The organism is Marinomonas sp. CT5, assembly GCF_018336975.1.
In the GTDB taxonomy this organism is placed as follows: Bacteria; Pseudomonadota; Gammaproteobacteria; order Pseudomonadales; family Marinomonadaceae; genus Marinomonas.
The window spans coordinates 2,443,939-2,461,324 of record NZ_CP025572.1 but is presented as its reverse complement, the minus strand read 5'-3'; the positions used below and the strand labels follow the sequence as shown (position 1 = coordinate 2,461,324).

Sequence of the window (17,386 nt, the reverse complement as noted above, 5' to 3'; positions counted from 1 at the left end):
GAGTGAAAGCTCAAGATCATCAAAATGACAAAGACACATAGAATTACGATGAAAATAACATCGGTTTGATACTTGGTTATCCCTATTTCAAAATGAATTGTTAAAGATCCAAGCACGTATTCGCGTGTTTTGGTGAGACGACAACGTCCAACCAGAACAAAACGCAAAACGAATTGCTTGACGATCATAGAGGCGTTGAACCACCTGATCCCATCCCGAACTCAGAAGTGAAAAGCGCCATCGCCAATGGTAGTGTGGGAGATCCCATGTGAGAGTAGGTCGTCGTCAAGCTTTATATTTAGAAGTCCTGATAAGAAATCAGGCAATTGAAAATTTGGTTTTATTAGACGATTGCTAATAAAACAAACCAGTTTTCTTGATGATCATAGAGGCGTTGAACCACCTGATCCCATCCCGAACTCAGAAGTGAAAAGCGCCATCGCCAATGGTAGTGTGGGAGATCCCATGTGAGAGTAGGTCGTTATCAAGATTTAATTAGAGAAACCCTATCCTGATTATCAGGGTAGGGTTTTTTCGTTATGGGGAATCAGTAGGCTCTCTATGAATGGCAAGTCAGTAGAGTAGAATGTTACCTTTGATTGAGGTAAGAAAACTCTCAAAGGCAAATATTTAGAGGTGTTTGCTGTTTTAAGAATTTTCATCTTCAGAAAAATTTGCTGTGACTCGTCCCCGTTATTTATTTGACTAGTATTTGTATCAATATATGCATATTCATTCATTTTAGACACTTTGTGATTGTAGTAGCTTGAAAAAACTGAAATGAGTTTATTGGCATCAAAAGGTGTGTTGGAATCTAATTTGGCTTATTTATAAAAGAAGGACTGGGTTTGCGAATACTAGTGATTGAGGATGATCTTTCATTAGCGGATGGCCTTGTAACGGCTTTGAAGCGAGAAGATTATACGGTCGATTTGCTTCATGATGGCATATATGCTTTAGATGCATTAGCAAATGAAGTCTTTGATTTAGTTATTTTGGACTTGGGGTTGCCAAGACTGGACGGTTTGTCTGTTCTTAAGCAATTAAGAGCCAATGAAAACTCTGTTCCAGTTCTTATTCTTACCGCAAGAGATGCACTGGAAGACAGAGTGGCTGGTTTGGATTTAGGAGCCGATGACTATTTGGCTAAACCTTTTGAGGTAACTGAGTTAAAAGCCCGCGTACGTGCTTTGTTACGCCGCCGTTATGGACGAGCCATTAGCGAAATTCATTACAAAGGGGTTACTTTGTTTCCGGCAAGTCATAAAGTAACTTATCAAGATAAAGACGTAACGTTAACACGTCGAGAATACTCTTTATTACATGAACTTGTTAGTCAGCCAGGGCATGTTTTCACTCGTGATGTGCTTCAGCAATTGATGTATGGCTGGGGTGACGATGTGGAGAGTAATGCGCTTGAAGTTCATATTCATCATTTACGTAAAAAATTATTTCCTGAGATAATTCGCACCATACGAGGCATTGGCTATGTGGTTGATCAAGAAATGGATTAACAAAAATCTATTTAGCTCAATTCGCCGAAGAACCCTATTTTTTGTCATGTGTCTCTTTGTTATGACAAGTATTTTTATCATGGTTATTGGTTTGTTGTTTGCCAACCATGAAGTTGAAGAACTATTTGATGCTCGCCTAGCTCAGCAGGCACGTCTTCTGCTTACACTCTCAGAAAGCATCGAAAAGCTAGGTGCGAATGAAGATATTATTTTGCCATTACTGATAGACCAGAGTGATACAAATGCGTCTGTTGGTCATAAATATGAAAGTAAAATTTTTTATCAAATTTGGAGTGACGATAAATTAAAAATTACGTCTGATTCAATGACGTTTTCGAGTTTAAAGACTGATGAATCAGGTTATGGTGATGCTAAGTCAGGACAATACGAGTGGCGTACTTTTACACTAAATAAAACCAGTGGAAATATTAAGGTTATCGTGGCTGAAAGGGCTGATATAAGAGGAGAAATTTCAGATCAAATCGTTTTTCAAACTCTTTTTCCTGAGATACTCGCTTGGCCTATTTTGGCCGCTCTTGTATGGGGGGCTGTGGGCTTTGGCTTGGCGCCACTTCAGCAGCTTACACAAAGAATTAAGAAAATTGCACCAACTAAGTTAGAGCCGATTGAAATGTCTAATGTGCCTAAAGAATTGGCTCCTTTAAAAACGGCATTGAACGGGCTTTTGTTAGAAATTGATGTACTGATGGAAAGAGAAAAGCGTTGGATAGCCGATGCAGCACATGAATTGAGAACACCTCTAAGTATTCTTAGAGTGCATGCAGAAAATGCCACGTTAGCAGAAAATGATACAGAAAGAACAGAGTCCCTTAATCAGTTAACCGCAGGTGTTGATAGATCGAGCCGAATTGTCTCTCAATTGCTGGCTCTTGCTCGTCTCGAGCATCAAAAGAAAGTCATTAAAGAAATTGTTGATGTAGCGGCAATCAGCCGATCAATGATTGCTGATGTTTTGCCTTTAGCTTGGCATAACAAGGTTGAAATTAGTTTAGATATTGATAATAGTTTGTCTTGGCTCTGCGGTGTGGAATCAAATCATATTGAAGTATTACTACAGAACTTACTGAGTAATGCGATTAAATTTTCACCGGATGGCTCAGTTATAAATGTTATTTGGTCCCAGTCTAAAAACAACGCCGAATTAAAAGTAATAGATGTCGGTAAAGGGATTAGGCAAGAAGAAAAGCATAGGTTAAGTGAGCGCTTTTTTCGTACTGGAGAAGTCGATGGGGCAGGTCTGGGACTGTCCATTGTAAAGAATATTGTTGATAAATACCAAGGTTCGCTTTTCTTTGAAGACTCTTTTCCTAAAGGATTAACTGTTCAGGTTCAACTGCCAATTTTAGTATTACGCTAATATCTAATTGCTCGAATAGGTTTTTCATATTGGGCTGTTAGTGAATGATGATTATATAAATTTTATCAAAGTGCTTATGCTGGGTTTAACAACTTAAGTGGAGGAAAGCATAATGAAGCGGCTTATTGGTGCCTTTTATAAAATAATTGTAGAGAAAAAGACCATCTTAGATGAGCGGGATGTCCAAGACGAATGGCAAGGTTGGGATGCTTGGGTCAATATAGACTTGGAACAAAAAGATTGAATCAAAAATCACTTTAAAAAGTCTTTTGAGTGTCATAAATAATTAGTGAATTCTAATACTATATATAAAATAGTAACTAAGCCTGTTTAATTGAAAGCAGGCTTTTTATTATTCCAAACTTGCAAGTATCTCCAAGGATAATTTAGTAATGGAACCTTTATATAATGTTATCTTTTTAACTTTATTAGCTGGTTTGGCAATGCCTTTGGGGGCTTTGATTGCTAACTTTGAGCGTATTCAGCCAGAATGGTTAGAAGTTGAGTTAATGCATGGTATTACGGCATTTGGTGGTGGTGCTTTGTTATCTGCTATCGCCCTAGTTTTTGTGCCCGAGGGAGTGGAGCATTTTACTGTTAAGTCTGCCGCTTTTTTGTTTCTGTTAGGTGGTATGGCGTTTATGTGGTTGGATATACGACTTTGTAAAAGTAAGGCCTCAATGAGTCAACTGGTTGCCATGTTGGTTGATTTCATTCCCGAGTCTTTGGCTCTTGGCGCTGCGTTTGCTTTAGATGCGAGCAATGGAGTATTGCTTGCAGTTTTAATTACAATGCAAAATTTACCAGAAGGTTTTAATGCATTTCGAGAGCTGAAATCTTCTTCTCATTATCGTTCTATAACTATTATTTGCTTTTTTGCTTTGCTTGCATTGACTGGGCCGATTGCAGGCGTGATTGCGCATTTATGGTTATCCGAATGGCCCGAGTTTGTGTCTGGAATAATGCTATTTGCCTCAGGTGGTATTTTATATGCTGTATTTCAAGATATTGCACCTCAAGTGGTATTAGAAAAACATTGGGCGCCACCAATGGGGGGCAGTAATGGGCTTCACCCTTGGTCTAGTGGGTTATATGCTTGTTCATGGATAAAAATGTATACAAAAACGTTGTTTTTGAAATATAGTGAGCACTTCTATTAAGCGGATAAGGTAATAGCGTTGTGCTTGGTATAGTGAAGGATTTTAGTGTAAGTGCATTTGTTGCAGGTTTTGTAGCCGTGCTTATTGGTTTTGCTAGTTCAGTTGCGATTGTTTTTCAAGCGGCTCAAGCCGCGGGCGCAGATTCAAATACCATTGTTTCTTGGATTATGGCTTTGGGTTTAGGCATGGGAACTACCTGTTTTTTCCTTTCTTTATGGTTTCGTTCACCTGTTATTACGGCTTGGTCGACCCCTGGTGCTGCTTTGTTGGCTACAAGCTTGGGAACGATTAGTTATGCAGAAGCAATCGGCGTCTTTGTTTTCGCAGGTATTTTGACATTACTAACAGGCGTATCGGGGCTATTTGATAAATTAATGCGTTTGGTTCCTTTGCCTCTGGCTTGCGCTATGTTAGCGGGTGTGCTTTTCAAGTTTGGGCTTTCTATTTTTGACTCTATGAAAAGCGACGTCTTTTTAGTTGGTATTATGTTAGTTACTTATTTAGTAAGTAAGCGACTTGTACCTCGTTATGCTGTGTTGTTTGTCTTGGTGTCTGGTGTAGCATTTGTACTTGCAAGGTCTGATGGACAGATGTTATCTAATATCCCTTTTGCGCTTGGTAGCTTTGTATGGAGTTGGCCTGAGTGGAACTTGGGGGCTTTGATTGGAATTGGTATTCCCTTATATATTGTGACCATGACATCCCAAAATATTCCTGGTGTGGCTGTAATGCGCAGTAGTGGTTTTCAGACTCCCGTTTCGCCATTGATTAGTTGGACTGGCTTTACATCTGTAGTATTAGCTCCACTGGGAGGTTTTGCATTTAATCTAGCGGCGATTACGGCGGCAATTTGTTCTGGGGATGAGTGTCATAAAGATCCTAAAAGGCGTTATATCGCAGGATTATCTGCTGGTGTTTTTTATTGGTTGGCGGGTTTAGCTGGTACTTCTGTTGTTGCTTTGTTTTCTATTTTTCCTGCGACAATGATTGCCGCTTTAGCCGGTATTGCTTTATTGGGAACCATTGGTTTGAATTTAAAGAGTGCGATGGAGGAGGATTCTAATAGAGAGGCGGCACTAGTTACTTTTCTGGTTACAGTGTCTGGTGTTTCCTTTGGAGGGATTGCTTCTGCTTTTTGGGGAATCTTATTTGGTGTGATTTGCCTTTTGATTTTTAAAGCCAAGGTGAAATAAGGGATTTTCTCATATGGATATTGTTAGGCGAATCAAAGAGGATATTTTGCATAATCAACTTCCTAAGGGGGTTCCTCTGCGTCAAGTAAGCCTTTCAGTTCGCTATGGCGTCAGTAGAATCCCAATAAGGGACGCTTTGCTTACGTTAAAAGCTGAAGGTTGGTTGGTACCAAATGGCAAAGCTGGTGTCATGATTCCAGTTTTGAATTGGAAGGAGGCTGAAGACCTTTATTTAATGCGTGCTGAGTTAGAGTGTTTATTATTAGATAAAGCGTTTGATTTTATTAATGAGTATCATCTTCTTGAAGCGAGAGGATATTTGTCAGAATTAAACCGAAAGGATGTGAGCCTTGTTCGTTGCGGAGAGTTGAATTGGTATTTTCATATGGCTTTATATCAAGCTGCAGATAGACCGACATTGCAAACTATAGTGAGAAAGTTAAATACACAAGCTGCTCGCTATCTTGGTTTTCAATACGGGCCTTTAGGGTATAGAAAGTCTAGCCAGGATGAGCACGAAGAAATATTACAGTTAATTATTGAAAAAGATAGAACGGCTGCACTCAATTGTTTGAGGCAGCACATAAAAACGGCGGGAGTTTTATTGACAAACTATTTGAAAAGTTAGCTTGTTATAAAAAGAAATTTATAGGTCGATTTCTTTGGGTTGTGGTAAATAGACCATTAAGCTTGCGCCACCAAGTGTTTGAGAGCGCTCTTTTTTAATAAAGCCTATCCTATCGCCAACAGAGTGGGCGGTGGCTGATAATTCGGCAAAATACAGCCCTAAGCCTGTATTATTATCTAAAAATTCTTCTTCATCTTCCTCGTCTTCATTATTTTTTTGTTTGAAGCCTTTGCCATCATCTTCGATAGTGATGATGAGAAAGTTGTCTTCATTTTTGGCTTCGATCAAAATTTTAGTTTTTGCAAATCTTAGAGCATTGTAGACAGCTGTGCTGACTACCGCAGTCATTAATCGTTCGTCGAAAGTTCCTGTTAATGATGATTCACAGGAATATTCCAATTCTAAATTTTTCGCATTGGCTGAGGGTTGTAGGGCAAATACTTGGTCATCAAGGAATTCATCAAGTAAAAATGTATCTGCGTGTAAGTCGTAACCATCCGAAGCAAGTCGATACAGATAAAGGTATTCAACCCATTCGTCATTAAGCTTTTTGAGCGACTCTTCAATCGGTATGATTTTCTTTTGATTCGAGTCATTTTTACTCATCGAATCTTTAAGACCTTGCAAGTGATACAGCATAGTACCTACTTGGTTTTTACTTTCATGGATTGCACTGGCTAAAATCGTGCTAATGTTGATTTTTTTCATCCGTTAATTCCCAAAAGACTTTTCATAAGTCGAATATTGCTGTTTAGTCGGAGGCGTTGCGAGGTTAGACTCAACTTCACTAAGCCAAACTTCAAATATTTGTTTTGCCGTAGACAGATCATTTTCGGAGAGGAAAATATCTATCTCATAGCTGTAAGATTTAGCTTTATTATCAGGGTTATCAAAGAAAAATTCGTGTACTTTTTTTAAAGTACTGTCGAAATTATCTCTTTGACGAGGGTTAAGGGGCCCACTATCAGATATTCTAGCAAGAGCTTCTAAGTGTTTTAAATACACGTCAGCTGTGTTGTAACAAGAATATTTCGCGAGGAACACCGATCTACGGAATGACATTTCGGCCGTAATATAATCGTTTATCGACAAACTAATATTACCAAGTTCCATTTGTCTTAAAATATTCTTAGGGGATTTACCGATGGCTTCTATGAGCGTTGATTGTGCTTCTTCTATCTTGTTCTGTATAACTTGAATCTTTGCTAGCCAATCATAAGCGCTTACAAAGAAACGGTTATCAAGCATAAGTTGTCGAAAGTTTTGCTCTGCTTTTTCCATATCATTCATGTAAAAATAACACCTTGCTTTACCAAATAATGCCCAAGGCATCTTTCGGTTTTTTAAGGTTTTATTAAATAGAGAAAATGCTTTTTTGTATTCTTTTAGTTCTAGAAGGCTTTCACCTATAATTCTTTCACATTTGCCTGTTAATGCGGGGTGCTGCTTTATTACTTGCTTAGCTGCCTGAATAGCTTCTTTATAATTACTCGCGTCTAATGCGACGTTAACTTTATAGAGTTTGTCTTTTGTTTCCAATAATTTATTAAGACGTCTTTGTAGAACAGCTTGAGAAAAAGGTTTAGTAATATAACCATCAGGTTGGTATTCAATGGCTCCCATTACCATTTCGATTGAAGTTTCTGCCGTAACCATTAAATAAGTTGCAGTATTAGGAATGAGTTTCGAATGGCGAATTTCTTCTAGTAGTTGCTGGCCATCTTTACCATTACCCAGATTGTAATCAGACAAAATAACATCAAAAGATGTGTTTCTCAGAAGCTCTATAGCGGTTTCTGCTTTCATTGCAATATCAATAGAGGTGAACCCAAAGTCAGTCAGCATTTTTCTCTGCATGATTCTTGCTTCAGCCATGTCCTCAATAAGCAACGCTTTTTTCTTTGAGAAATCTTGTTTTGTCATAAGGAACTACATTCCGTTTAAGCAATTATAGGAAAGATTTATTTGGATCAATCACAAGATCTTCTGAAAAAATTTCATCCTCTTCAGAGGTTTGTTGGGGAATAGAATAGGATTCACTTGCCCAAGCTCCTAAATCAATGAGTTTACAGCGAGGACTGCAAAAAGGTCGGTCTATATTGTCTTTGGACCAAGGCGTTTTTTTTTGGCAGGTAGGGCAAGCGACTAAGGGCGCTGTATTACTTTCTAACATGATAACGACTCTAAAATTTTTTGGTGCAATTTGATAACTTTATCATTCAATTCGGCAAGGTTGCCAGTGTTTTCCAAGCAGAAGTCCGCTCTATTGAGGCGATCATTGTTGCTTAATTGAGAGTTGATAATTTTTATCACATTATCGCGAGTTGTTGAGTCGCGCTTCATAACACGTTCTAGTTGTATTTCTCTTGAAACATCAATAGCAATAATAAAATTACAAAGAAAATCTTGTTGAGTCTCGAACAATAGCGGATGAACTAGTAAAGCATATGGGGTATTTATGGAATCTAATTGTGACCGTATTTCTTCTCGGATAGCTGGGTGTGTTTTTGACTCTAACCACGCTTTTTCTTCTGGTTGGTCGAAAATAATGTTACGTAATGCTCTACGGTTTAAATTGCCATCATCTAATAAAATAGCATCGCCAAAATGTTGATGTATTTCTCTAAGGCAAGGCGTGCCTAGTTCAACTATTTGTCGAGCCACATCGTCAGCATCAACGCTTAAAATGCCAAGAGCATTGAAGCATTTTGCAATTGTGCTCTTACCGGATCCAATCCCACCAGTAAGGCCAACTATAGGAGTTTTTGTTAAGGTCATGGGTGAAAATAAAATACCAATAGGGCGGAAAATATTAAAAATGGACCAAATGACAAGTGTTTAGGTCCATTTTTACGTAAGCATATAGTGTATAGGATTCCGCTCAAACTTGCACCGAGTAGCAGGTAAGCTAAGTTTGAAATCCCTAGCCAAGCGCCAAGAGCTGCAAGTAGTTTTGCATCACCTAACCCAATACCCTCTTGATGTTTTAATAGATAGTAAATAAATCGTACGCCATAAATAATGGTGTAGCCAAAGAGCATACCTAAGACACTATTTTCTATAGATCCGGCCATAATATTAAGTATAAGAGCGCAGCCTAAAACAACGATATTGCAGCCGTCGGGAATCAATTGTTGCTCAAAATCAATGACAGCTGACACCATTAAAGCGCTAGCAAGAATTGTTAATAAGCTAAGCTGATAGATATCACCCGCCTTGGTAAAAAGAAGTAAGCAGAAAATTAGGTGCAGTAATTCTATTATTGGATATCTGTAGGATATTTTATGATGGCAATAACGACAGTTTCCTTTTAATGCTATAAAGCTGATTAAAGGAATAAGGTCCATAATTGTCAAAGTATGGAAGCAGTGGAAACATTGTGATCGTGATGTTGTAATGGGTAATGGTTTTGTTTTATAGAATGGTTTAGATAACAATTGATGTGCTTCTTTTTCCCATAAGTAAAAAGCCTTAATAGGCCATCTGGCGGTATAACTTGCGATAAAACTGCCGATACTTAATGTGATTAAAATATAAATTAAATACTCTGATATTAAAAATGTCATTTAAGGTACTTCAAGTAACGGAAGATAAATGGAAACTAGCGCAGAGGCGACAACACTACCAGCAATGAAAAGGCACAATGCTGGAATGAGTTTTTCAAGGAAGGAAATGTGTTTATGCCATTGTTTTTGATGTTCCGTGGCAGCTAATAGCAGAGCCCTTTCAATATTTCCTCCTTGTTCAGCTGAGTGCATAGCAATTGCTGATGCTTTAGGAAACCAATGAGATGGAAAACTTGATGAGTAATGTTGACCAAGCCGAAGGCAGTAATAAGCTTGATAGATCTCCTGTTTTATTGGTTGGTATTGGAAATAATCTGGCATGCGTAAAAGCGCTTGTTGTAAACTTAATCCAGTTTGTCGACTTGTACTAAGTAGGGTGAAAAGTTTTGTTAGCCGGAAACTGCGACTAAGTTTTTCTAGCCAATAACATGCTTGTCCAAGATAAAGGCTTCGGATGCTTGCGAGCTGCAAAAGACTGCATAATAAATAGATGGCAATGTCTTTGGTTAAAGTAAAGAGAAAGCTTTCTTTGCCTTGCTGTTGTAGGGCATGATTAACAATCAGAATAATTAAAGCAATTTGAATAACGCAGAAGGGATAAACAATCGCTTTCAACAATCGTTGAGACCAATCTAATAGCGCTTTTAGTTGGTCAATAGAAACGGATAAGCTTTTTTCACAATCTTCTCTAGTACCTTTTGAATTAATGAGTTGGCAGTAGGGTGCAGCGGAGGAGGTTGTTAATTTCTCCAAGGCTTCATTAAGATCAATTCCTTTATTTAACTCTCCCAATAATGCTTTGCAAACGTTAGATATTATTGAGTTTGTAGACGACATCGCTAGGTGGGATATCGCTTCGCTTAATTGCAAACCTGAGTTAAGGGCATTGTGTAATTCAGTATAGAATGTACGCAACGATTTGTAGTCTAGTTTTTTGGGTCTCCATTCACGAATTCTTAATTCCCATTCTCCATGACTGATATAGTCAAATAAGACCTGCTTTTCTGAATCGCCATAAGAATAATCTACTTTGCCATTTAGGTGTTTAACTTCATACCATGTCATGTTTCACCTCATTGCTATGATGAGTGAAAGCTTTCCATAAAGAGGGGGAAATTAAAGTATCGTAATCCTTTGGAAGAGACTCTCTCCATTCTGGGCGTAACCCATTAAAAATAGGTTGTTGAGAAGAGCTCTTGTATTGCATAGACTGATGGATAATGAGTTTTATAGAACTTACTAAAGAAAAGAAGTCGACTTGCCATCCGTGGCAACGGTGAATAGCATCTAAGGCTGAATTGGTATGTAGTGTAGCTAATACAAGATGACCTGTCAGAGCCGCATTTACAGCTAAATTAGCTGTAATGGCATCACGAACCTCCCCAATCATAATGATATCTGGGTCTTGTCTCATAAATGATTTCAATAGATTGGCAGAATCTAATCCGATTACAGGGTTAGGTTCACATTGAAATAAGTTTGGAATCTCATACTCCACAGGGTCCTCAATGGTGAAAATGCTTTTTTTACCCGTATTGAGAACATCAAGACAAGAATACAGAGTGGTGCTTTTTCCTGCACCAGTTGCGCCACAAACTAAAATTAAACCACTTTTATAGCTTAATGCTGATCTTAACTCTTTAAGAAGAGAGTCTTGTATTCCAATGTCGTTAAGCGCTAGGCGACTTTTCTCTGGCAGCAATCTTAAAGCGGCTTTTTCACCCTTCACAGTAGAAATAATACTGACACGAATAAAGGTACTGCGGCTTTTTTCTTCAAATAAAAATTGTCCTTCTTGAGTTCTCCTCGTTTCTGATAGGTCAAGATTCGCACGCATTTTAATGCGATTCATTATACTGTCACCCTCTGGCAGGTCAGTGACCTTTTTTAGAGATCCATAGCTTCTTTGATAAACGCATATTGTTGGCTTCGAGTGTTCGATGTGAATGTCTGTCGAATGACTATTGAGGGCGTTTGATAAAATTTCTTCTAATGTCATTCCTCATCTCCCGATTGACTCTCGCAATTTATAGGGAGAATTTTTGTTTCTAAATCTGAAACACATTTCCAATTATTATTGGAATCTCGGGTATACCTCAAGTATTGATCTTCAGTAATTCCCGTATTGTCGTTAAGGGTTAGTAGAAAGTCTCCATCACGTTTATTCTGGTTCTCTACGGTAAGGGATTTTGCTATTGAATCAGGCTTTAAGGTTTGTTTGATTAGGTTGAATTCATTTTGATTTGGGAAACTGCCGTGAAGCATGATGAACTCTTCAATCAAAGATTGATGCTGGGTCGCTAGGTTTTGAGCTTCGATTAGTTTTGCTTTTGCTATTTGACGAGTAAATGTTGGAGCCGAAAGGCTAGCTAAAATGGAAATTATGGCAATAACTACCATCAATTCTAGTAGGGTAAAGCCATGAAGGGCTATACGGGAAAGTCGCATTCTTCACTCCTTGAAGATGTTTTTTAGTACATGGCATCCTGCCAATTCTTACTGGGATTTTTTGTTATGAATTAAACCGTATTATCAAGAATTTCTCCGGTTGGCTTCTCCTCCTCATCATAGTGTGTTGTTTTTTTCTCTTTATTGTTAATTAAAATATCATCTTCATCAATGAATTCTTCGAACTCGAGCAGAAGTCCATCACGTTTACTTGCCTGAGTCTCTTTATGCTCTTTATTATTCCGTTGTGCAAGCGCTTGACCTTCTTCGGATATAGTAACAACAAAGTCGCTTGATGCTTTAGCGTTACGAGCATTCAACGCAGCCATATTTGTATCTTCATCAGAGCGTAAATCATATGTGGTATAACCAGGCGTAACAGTGGTATTTGCTGTATGGTTAGCAATTGCAATGGAGTGAGGAAGACTACCGGACATATGGGCCACCAACTTTTGTCTGACGATTAATATTAATTGGCAATTTTCGATATGTCCAATTTTTAACCAGCTTACTAACTTAGAGAAAGAGGGGAGGGGGAATGCTTTTTCTCTAAGTTAGTAAAAAAGTTTAAAAGGTAACGGCCAACTAGCTTGGGTGTTAACTTGCTTTAACATTACCTGCTTGTATGGCTGTTATGGCAATAGTATAAACTATGTCATCGACTAAAGCGCCACGAGATAAGTCATTGACTGGTTTGCGGATACCTTGAAGCATAGGCCCAATACTTACCACATCGGCACTTCTTTGAACCGCTTTATAAGTAGTATTGCCAGTGTTTAAGTCTGGAAAAATAAACACAGTAGCTTTACCGGCCACTTTACTATTTGGTGCTTTTTGCTTAGCAACTTTTTCCATAATGGCAGCATCATATTGGAGCGGACCATCTATTAATAGATCTGGGCGAAGATTTTGTGCAATAGTTGTGGCTTCCCTTACTTTATCAACATCGTTACCGCTCCCAGATCCACCAGTACTGTAGCTGATCATGGCAACTTTTGGCGTAATGCCAAATGCTGCAGCTGAATCAGCACTTTGAATGGCTATTTCTGCAAGTTGCTCGGCGGTTGGGTCTGGATTAATAGCGCAATCGCCATAAACTAATACTTGATCCGGTAAGCACATAAAGAAAATGGATGAAACCAGGTTAGAGTTAGGCGATGTTTTAATTAATTGCAATGCTGGACGAATAGTATTTGCCGTCGTATGAACAGCACCAGATACTAGACCATCAACATCCCCAACTTGAAGCATCATGGTGCCTAAGACTACATTGTCTTCGAGCTGTTCACGAGCAACGATATCGGTTAGTCCGCGGCTTTTTCTTAACTCAACCATTGGTGCCACATAACGTTCTCTAATACTGCTAGGATCTAGTATTTCAATGCCGTGACTTAATTCAATACCATTGTTTTGGGCGATTCGAAGAATTTCCGTTTCTTTACCTAGAAGAGTACAACGAGCTATTCCACGCTCAGCACAGATAGACGCAGCTTGAATGGTGCGAATCTCTTCTCCCTCTGGGAGAATAATACGCTTGTTCAGAGATCGAGCGAGCTCGATTAGACGAAAACGGAAAGCGGGTGGGGAAAGTTTTCTTTCTTCTTGGTTTAACGCAAATGAGTTAATCCAATCATGATCGATGCAACGAGCTATATGCTCTTTAACCATTAATACTCGCTCTTTATCATCAAGCGGTATTTCTTGGTTGAAGGACTGCATGTTGATTACCGTTTCCCAGCTATTGGACTCAACGGAAAGAACCGGTAAGCCTTTTGCCATCGCTTTGCCGCAAAGTTCCATTAGCGCTTCACTTGGTTGGTATCCACCGGTAACGACTAATGCTGCAATTTTAATATCATTTAGCGCCGCAATGGCGGTAGCCATAATGATGTCGGTACGATCGCCTGGGGTAAAGACCAGTACGCCCGGGCGCAATGCTTCTAACATGTTTTCAACGCCACGGGCACAAAGAGTGTAGGACTGCACTCGACGAGACTCAATTTCACCTGCATTGATAATGCGAGCGCCTAAAAAGTCAGCCACATCTTTTACTCGTGGATATGTCAATTCGTCAGCTTTAGGAATTTGGCCAAGCAAGCTAAAGTTTCGCTTGAAGATACCTCTTTGTGCAAACAAATCACCGTATGATTTAACACCAAGTGATCCAGGTGTCGTTTTATTTAAAATACAACCGATCACATCATTGGCTTTGATGCCACCATAAGAACCGGCAGCAATTTCCACATGGTGCTCAAGTTCGTTAACACGCATGTTGTTTGGTGCTGTCACCAGCACCAACCCCGCATCTAGCGTTCTTGCAATGGCTTTATTTAGTCGCGTGGCATAGGGATGGCCTGCTATTTGAGCCAGACCTTCAACAATCACAGTTGAATCTGGTTCTACACTGGCTTGAAAACGGCCAACAATTTCTTCCATGAGTTCATCGATGTTGTCGTTATACAAATAGCGTTCCGCTTCATGAAGGGGAATCGGCTCAGCTGGAGTTAGCGTCGAGCCTTGAGCAACCATAGCCGTTGATTTGTCCGGTCCTTTGTCACCTGGTTGAGGCTGTGCAATTGGCTTGAAGAAGCTGGCTTTTAAGCCTTGCTGTTCAAGTGCGCGGACAAGACCTACAGAGACAGATGTTAGGCCTACGCCTGGTCCCGTCGGTACGGTCATGAGTACATTTATTGACATATCTAATGAATCCTAAATTAGCCCATTATGGTTAGCGTTGTTATGATTACTGTTGAATTAAGCTGATAGTATCAAGTGCGATCATCAGCTCTTCATTAGTTGGTATAATCCAAACTTTGGTGTTGCTCTCTTCAGAGTTTATAGTCGAGGTTTCACCTCGAGGAGCATTTTCATTTAATATTGAGTCTATATGTATATTGAAGGCTTTTAAATTTTTGCATATTACTTGGCGTAAATAGCTTGAGTTTTCACCGATGCCGCCCGTAAAAACTAAGTGATCTATACTATCCAAAGTAGTTGCGACACTTACTAGGTTCTTAGCGGCTCTTATTGCAAACATATCTAAAGCTAATTTCGCTCTTTCGTCTCCAGATGCCATGGCTTCTTCGAGTGTTCGGCAATCATTTGATAATTCTGATACACCTAAAAGGCCGCTTTTCTTATTAAGTACATCGAGTGCTTCATCAGCAGTCAAATTTTTAGCTTTCATAATAAAGGTTAACAGGCTTGGATCTAGGCTACCTGAACGAGTACCCATCATAAGTCCTTCTAGAGGAGTGATCCCCATGCTTGTATCCGTTGACTTACCTTTATTAATGGCACAAGTGCTGGCACCATTGCCAAGGTGGGCAACAAGAACGCCTTCTTGTTCACTGCCTTTCCAAATCTGTGCTAAGCGCTGACTAATATATCGATAACTTGTGCCATGGAAGCCATACTTACGAAAATGATGTTCACGATAAAAATCCATCGGAATAGGGTATAAAAACTGCTCTTCTGATAGGCTTTGGTGAAATGACGTATCGAATACGGCTGCTTGTTGCAGATTTGGAAATAGCATCAAAGATATATTTATACCTTTTAAGTGCGCAGGGCTATGAAGTGGCGCTAAACTTGCGCATTCTTGGATGCCGTTAATAACGTCTTGATTGATTAGCGCAGATTTATTAAAAGTTTCACCTCCATGAACGATTCGATGTCCTACTCCTACTAAGAGGTCATTTATGGTTGGGTGAAGGTCGAGCCATGCCTTAATTTCTTTCACTGCAGATTCATGACTACCTAAAACAAGTGGTTTTTGAAACTTTTCACCTTGGTACTTGAAAGTAATCGTGCTGTTATTTGAACCAAGCTGATCTGCAATGCCTTCCATTAAGGTTTCCTGTCCAGCATTTGCAAGAATTGCAAACTTTAAAGAAGAGCTGCCGCAGTTAATGACTAAAATACTATCTTTCATAGTTATTCCTGAGATACACGTAAAGACAAATCTATCGCTTGGATATGTTTGGTTAAAGCACCAATAGAAACAAAATCGACACCTGTCTCAGCTACTTTTAATAGGCGTTCTTTATCCATGTTGCCTGAAGCTTCAAATTTCACTTGGCCTTTGAACTTAGATACCGCAGCAGACATATCTTCATAGGAAAAATTGTCAAGCATAATGATGTCGACACCCGCCGCAACAGCCATGGAAACTTCTTCTAAATTTTCTGTTTCGACTTCAATGGGTTTATCCGGAGCAATTTCTTTCGCCATATTGACGGCATTAGCGATCGACCCTGCTGCCATGATATGGTTTTCTTTGATCAAAAATGCATCGTATAAGCCCATTCTATGATTTTTACCACCACCGACTGTAACGGCGTATTTTTGAGCTTGGCGCATACCTGGTAAAGTTTTGCGGGTGTCTAAAATGGTAAGTTGGGTATTTGAGACAGTTTCACTGTATTGGCGCGATACTGTTGCTGTGTAAGATAGGGTCTGCAAGAAATTTAGAGCGGCTCGTTCGCCTGTTAATATTGTTCTTGCATGACCTTTAATTGTCAAAAAAGGCTTGTTTATTTCTAACATATCGCCTTCTTCGTTATGCCATGACAGAGTGGTTCTATTTCCTAATTGAGAGAATATTTCTTCTACCCAGGCTTTACCACATAGAACGGCAGCCTCGCGGCTAATAATTGTCGCAGTAATTTCTTGATCATTAGGAATAAGCTGAGCGGTTATGTCACCAGATCCTATATCTTCTTCTAATGCAAACGCTACTTGCGATTGTATATGCTCTACTAATAGAGCGTTCAAGAGAGTCATGTACTATCCTAATCTGATACGTAAATAAAAAGGCATTGTAGCGTTATATTTGTATTGCGTCAGCGTTGTTTTATCGATATTCATTGATTTCGTGAGTCTTTCTATGGCAAAAATAAGAGGCTGTAAGCTTACTTATATTTTTATCATTAAGAATAATTCTTGTTCGTAATTTTGATTTATATCAGGTTTAATGTGATAAAACGTAAGAAGCTAAGATACGTTGTTTGTGCCTAATGTAGCTGTTCTAAGTTAATGTGCATTTCATGTATTTATGAAAGGTATAGTTTCTGTGAATTTTAGCTTGTGACATGGTGTTTGTCAGTTTTTTGCTTAGAATATGACATTTTAAAAGCTTCAAAAGCCCTTCAAATATCTCATTCTTGATCTAGATGGCTAGGCGATTTCTTGTTTAGGTGTTAATCTTACGCCCCAATTGCCCATTTATAAGGTGGTTTAAACCATATAAATCGTAAGGAAATATCAATACATAAAGGGCGCAAACGTTATATAAAGTCCATGTTCTGTGTACATGTAAGAAAACATTTTTGATTTTTTATATGCATTCAGTAAAGCTGGTTGCATATAGAAATTTGATGTTGGGTTTGATGAACCAAACCCAAAATGGAAGCGAGCCGACTAGGTACCCTAGTGGTCGATGCAATGGAAATAAAAATAAAATAAAAAGAGTTTCCATAGAAACGGATACAAACGACG

19 protein-coding genes and 2 rRNA genes are annotated in these 17,386 nt (G+C 39.0%); 8 read left to right on the top strand and 13 right to left on the bottom strand.

Translation table 11 applies throughout. The annotated features are described in order from the left end of the window. The coding region (locus tag C0J08_RS11560) for a hypothetical protein (protein ID WP_212652125.1) at window positions 1-188 on the bottom strand (188 nt) is incomplete at its 3' end. Here C0J08_RS11560 and rrf (C0J08_RS11555) point away from each other — a divergent pair. The 8 genes from rrf (C0J08_RS11555) (at window position 177) to C0J08_RS11525 (ending at window position 5,873) form a co-directional block, all read left to right on the top strand. After that, window positions 177-291: ribosomal RNA gene (gene rrf, locus C0J08_RS11555) — 5S ribosomal RNA — on the top strand. The genes C0J08_RS11560 and rrf (C0J08_RS11555) overlap by 12 nt on opposite strands. An 84-nt stretch (window positions 292-375) precedes the next feature. After that, a 5S ribosomal RNA gene (gene rrf / locus C0J08_RS11550) occupies window positions 376-490 on the top strand. A 358-nt stretch (window positions 491-848) separates the two neighbouring features. Continuing rightward, a complete protein-coding gene (locus C0J08_RS11545) occupies window positions 849-1,514 on the top strand; it encodes a response regulator (RefSeq protein ID WP_212652124.1) in 666 nt (221 codons plus the stop codon). Between the two features lie 61 nt (window positions 1,515-1,575). Further along, window positions 1,576-2,892 (top strand): ATP-binding protein, encoded by a 1,317-nt coding sequence (locus C0J08_RS11540; protein ID WP_212652123.1) that lies wholly within the window; start codon window positions 1,576-1,578, stop codon window positions 2,890-2,892. Window positions 2,893-3,004: 112 nt separating this feature from the next. Continuing rightward, entirely contained in the window at window positions 3,005-3,136 is a 132-nt protein-coding gene (locus C0J08_RS22740) for a hypothetical protein (protein ID WP_283247038.1), read from the top strand. 148 nt (window positions 3,137-3,284) lie between these two features. Further along, on the top strand, window positions 3,285-4,052 hold the full coding sequence (locus C0J08_RS11535) for a ZIP family metal transporter (RefSeq protein WP_349304771.1): 768 nt from the start codon (window positions 3,285-3,287) through the stop codon (window positions 4,050-4,052). Window positions 4,053-4,072: 20 nt separating this feature from the next. Further along, on the top strand, window positions 4,073-5,245 hold the full coding sequence (locus C0J08_RS11530) for a benzoate/H(+) symporter BenE family transporter (protein WP_212652122.1): 1,173 nt from the start codon (window positions 4,073-4,075) through the stop codon (window positions 5,243-5,245). 13 nt (window positions 5,246-5,258) lie between these two features. Next, complete coding sequence (locus C0J08_RS11525) at window positions 5,259-5,873, top strand: GntR family transcriptional regulator (protein WP_212652121.1); 615 nt, start codon at window positions 5,259-5,261, stop codon at window positions 5,871-5,873. 18 nt (window positions 5,874-5,891) lie between these two features. Here C0J08_RS11525 and C0J08_RS11520 read toward each other — a convergent pair whose 3' ends face one another. The 12 genes from C0J08_RS11520 to nadC all read right to left on the bottom strand — a co-directional run bounded on the left by C0J08_RS11520 (window position 5,892) and on the right by nadC (window position 16,672). After that, entirely contained in the window at window positions 5,892-6,581 is a 690-nt protein-coding gene (locus C0J08_RS11520; protein WP_212652120.1) for a sensor histidine kinase, read from the bottom strand. A gap of 3 nt (window positions 6,582-6,584) precedes the next feature. Next, window positions 6,585-7,796 carry a response regulator gene (locus tag C0J08_RS11515; RefSeq protein ID WP_212652119.1) on the bottom strand — a complete coding sequence of 404 codons (1,212 nt, stop codon included), beginning with the start codon at window positions 7,794-7,796 and terminating at the stop codon, window positions 6,585-6,587. A gap of 25 nt (window positions 7,797-7,821) precedes the next feature. Then, window positions 7,822-8,046 (bottom strand): DNA gyrase inhibitor YacG, encoded by a 225-nt coding sequence (locus tag C0J08_RS11510; RefSeq protein ID WP_212652118.1) that lies wholly within the window; start codon window positions 8,044-8,046, stop codon window positions 7,822-7,824. Further along, window positions 8,040-8,651 carry a dephospho-CoA kinase gene (gene coaE, locus C0J08_RS11505; RefSeq protein ID WP_212652117.1) on the bottom strand — a complete coding sequence of 204 codons (612 nt, stop codon included), beginning with the start codon at window positions 8,649-8,651 and terminating at the stop codon, window positions 8,040-8,042. The genes C0J08_RS11510 and coaE overlap by 7 nt, the downstream gene beginning before the upstream one ends. Further along, the gene (locus C0J08_RS11500) at window positions 8,648-9,439 is read right to left on the bottom strand and encodes a prepilin peptidase (RefSeq protein ID WP_212652116.1); all 792 of its coding nucleotides are present in this window, start codon (window positions 9,437-9,439) and stop codon (window positions 8,648-8,650) included. The genes coaE and C0J08_RS11500 overlap by 4 nt, the downstream gene beginning before the upstream one ends. Next, entirely contained in the window at window positions 9,440-10,504 is a 1,065-nt protein-coding gene (locus C0J08_RS11495; RefSeq protein WP_212652115.1) for a type II secretion system F family protein, read from the bottom strand. Next, complete coding sequence (locus tag C0J08_RS11490) at window positions 10,491-11,438, bottom strand: GspE/PulE family protein (protein ID WP_212652114.1); 948 nt, start codon at window positions 11,436-11,438, stop codon at window positions 10,491-10,493. Before C0J08_RS11490 ends, C0J08_RS11495 begins: the two co-directional genes overlap by 14 nt. Continuing rightward, the gene (locus C0J08_RS11485) at window positions 11,435-11,887 is read right to left on the bottom strand and encodes a pilin (protein ID WP_212652113.1); all 453 of its coding nucleotides are present in this window, start codon (window positions 11,885-11,887) and stop codon (window positions 11,435-11,437) included. The genes C0J08_RS11490 and C0J08_RS11485 overlap by 4 nt, the downstream gene beginning before the upstream one ends. Before the next feature lie 71 nt (window positions 11,888-11,958). Continuing rightward, entirely contained in the window at window positions 11,959-12,324 is a 366-nt protein-coding gene (locus tag C0J08_RS11480) for a hypothetical protein (protein WP_212652112.1), read from the bottom strand. A gap of 160 nt (window positions 12,325-12,484) precedes the next feature. Continuing rightward, entirely contained in the window at window positions 12,485-14,584 is a 2,100-nt protein-coding gene (gene pta, locus C0J08_RS11475) for a phosphate acetyltransferase (protein WP_212652111.1), read from the bottom strand. Between the two features lie 46 nt (window positions 14,585-14,630). After that, window positions 14,631-15,821 carry an acetate/propionate family kinase gene (locus tag C0J08_RS11470; RefSeq protein WP_212652110.1) on the bottom strand — a complete coding sequence of 397 codons (1,191 nt, stop codon included), beginning with the start codon at window positions 15,819-15,821 and terminating at the stop codon, window positions 14,631-14,633. A gap of 2 nt (window positions 15,822-15,823) precedes the next feature. After that, window positions 15,824-16,672, bottom strand: a complete 849-nt coding sequence (nadC, locus tag C0J08_RS11465) for a carboxylating nicotinate-nucleotide diphosphorylase (protein ID WP_212652109.1) — start codon at window positions 16,670-16,672, stop codon at window positions 15,824-15,826. Between the last annotated feature and the right edge of the window lie 714 nt (window positions 16,673-17,386).

Excerpts from the sequence above, each read along its gene's own strand:
- C0J08_RS11485 (WP_212652113.1), bottom strand. The coding sequence starts at position 11,887 with ATGCGACTTTCCCGTATAGCCCTTCATGGCTTTACCCTACTAGAATTG.
- C0J08_RS11495 (WP_212652115.1), bottom strand. The coding sequence starts at position 10,504 with ATGACATGGTATGAAGTTAAACACCTAAATGGCAAAGTAGATTATTCT.
- C0J08_RS22740 (WP_283247038.1), top strand. The coding sequence starts at position 3,005 with ATGAAGCGGCTTATTGGTGCCTTTTATAAAATAATTGTAGAGAAAAAG.
- nadC (WP_212652109.1), bottom strand. The coding sequence starts at position 16,672 with ATGACTCTCTTGAACGCTCTATTAGTAGAGCATATACAATCGCAAGTA.
- pta (WP_212652111.1), bottom strand. The coding sequence starts at position 14,584 with ATGTCAATAAATGTACTCATGACCGTACCGACGGGACCAGGCGTAGGC.
- C0J08_RS11535 (WP_349304771.1), top strand. The coding sequence starts at position 3,285 with ATGGAACCTTTATATAATGTTATCTTTTTAACTTTATTAGCTGGTTTG.
- coaE (WP_212652117.1), bottom strand. The coding sequence starts at position 8,651 with ATGACCTTAACAAAAACTCCTATAGTTGGCCTTACTGGTGGGATTGGA.
- C0J08_RS11520 (WP_212652120.1), bottom strand. The coding sequence starts at position 6,581 with ATGAAAAAAATCAACATTAGCACGATTTTAGCCAGTGCAATCCATGAA.
- C0J08_RS11515 (WP_212652119.1), bottom strand. The coding sequence starts at position 7,796 with ATGACAAAACAAGATTTCTCAAAGAAAAAAGCGTTGCTTATTGAGGAC.
- C0J08_RS11470 (WP_212652110.1), bottom strand. The coding sequence starts at position 15,821 with ATGAAAGATAGTATTTTAGTCATTAACTGCGGCAGCTCTTCTTTAAAG.
- C0J08_RS11510 (WP_212652118.1), bottom strand. The coding sequence starts at position 8,046 with ATGTTAGAAAGTAATACAGCGCCCTTAGTCGCTTGCCCTACCTGCCAA.
- C0J08_RS11480 (WP_212652112.1), bottom strand. The coding sequence starts at position 12,324 with ATGTCCGGTAGTCTTCCTCACTCCATTGCAATTGCTAACCATACAGCA.
- C0J08_RS11525 (WP_212652121.1), top strand. The coding sequence starts at position 5,259 with ATGGATATTGTTAGGCGAATCAAAGAGGATATTTTGCATAATCAACTT.
- C0J08_RS11500 (WP_212652116.1), bottom strand. The coding sequence starts at position 9,439 with ATGACATTTTTAATATCAGAGTATTTAATTTATATTTTAATCACATTA.
- C0J08_RS11540 (WP_212652123.1), top strand. The coding sequence starts at position 1,576 with ATGACAAGTATTTTTATCATGGTTATTGGTTTGTTGTTTGCCAACCAT.
- C0J08_RS11490 (WP_212652114.1), bottom strand. The coding sequence starts at position 11,438 with ATGACATTAGAAGAAATTTTATCAAACGCCCTCAATAGTCATTCGACA.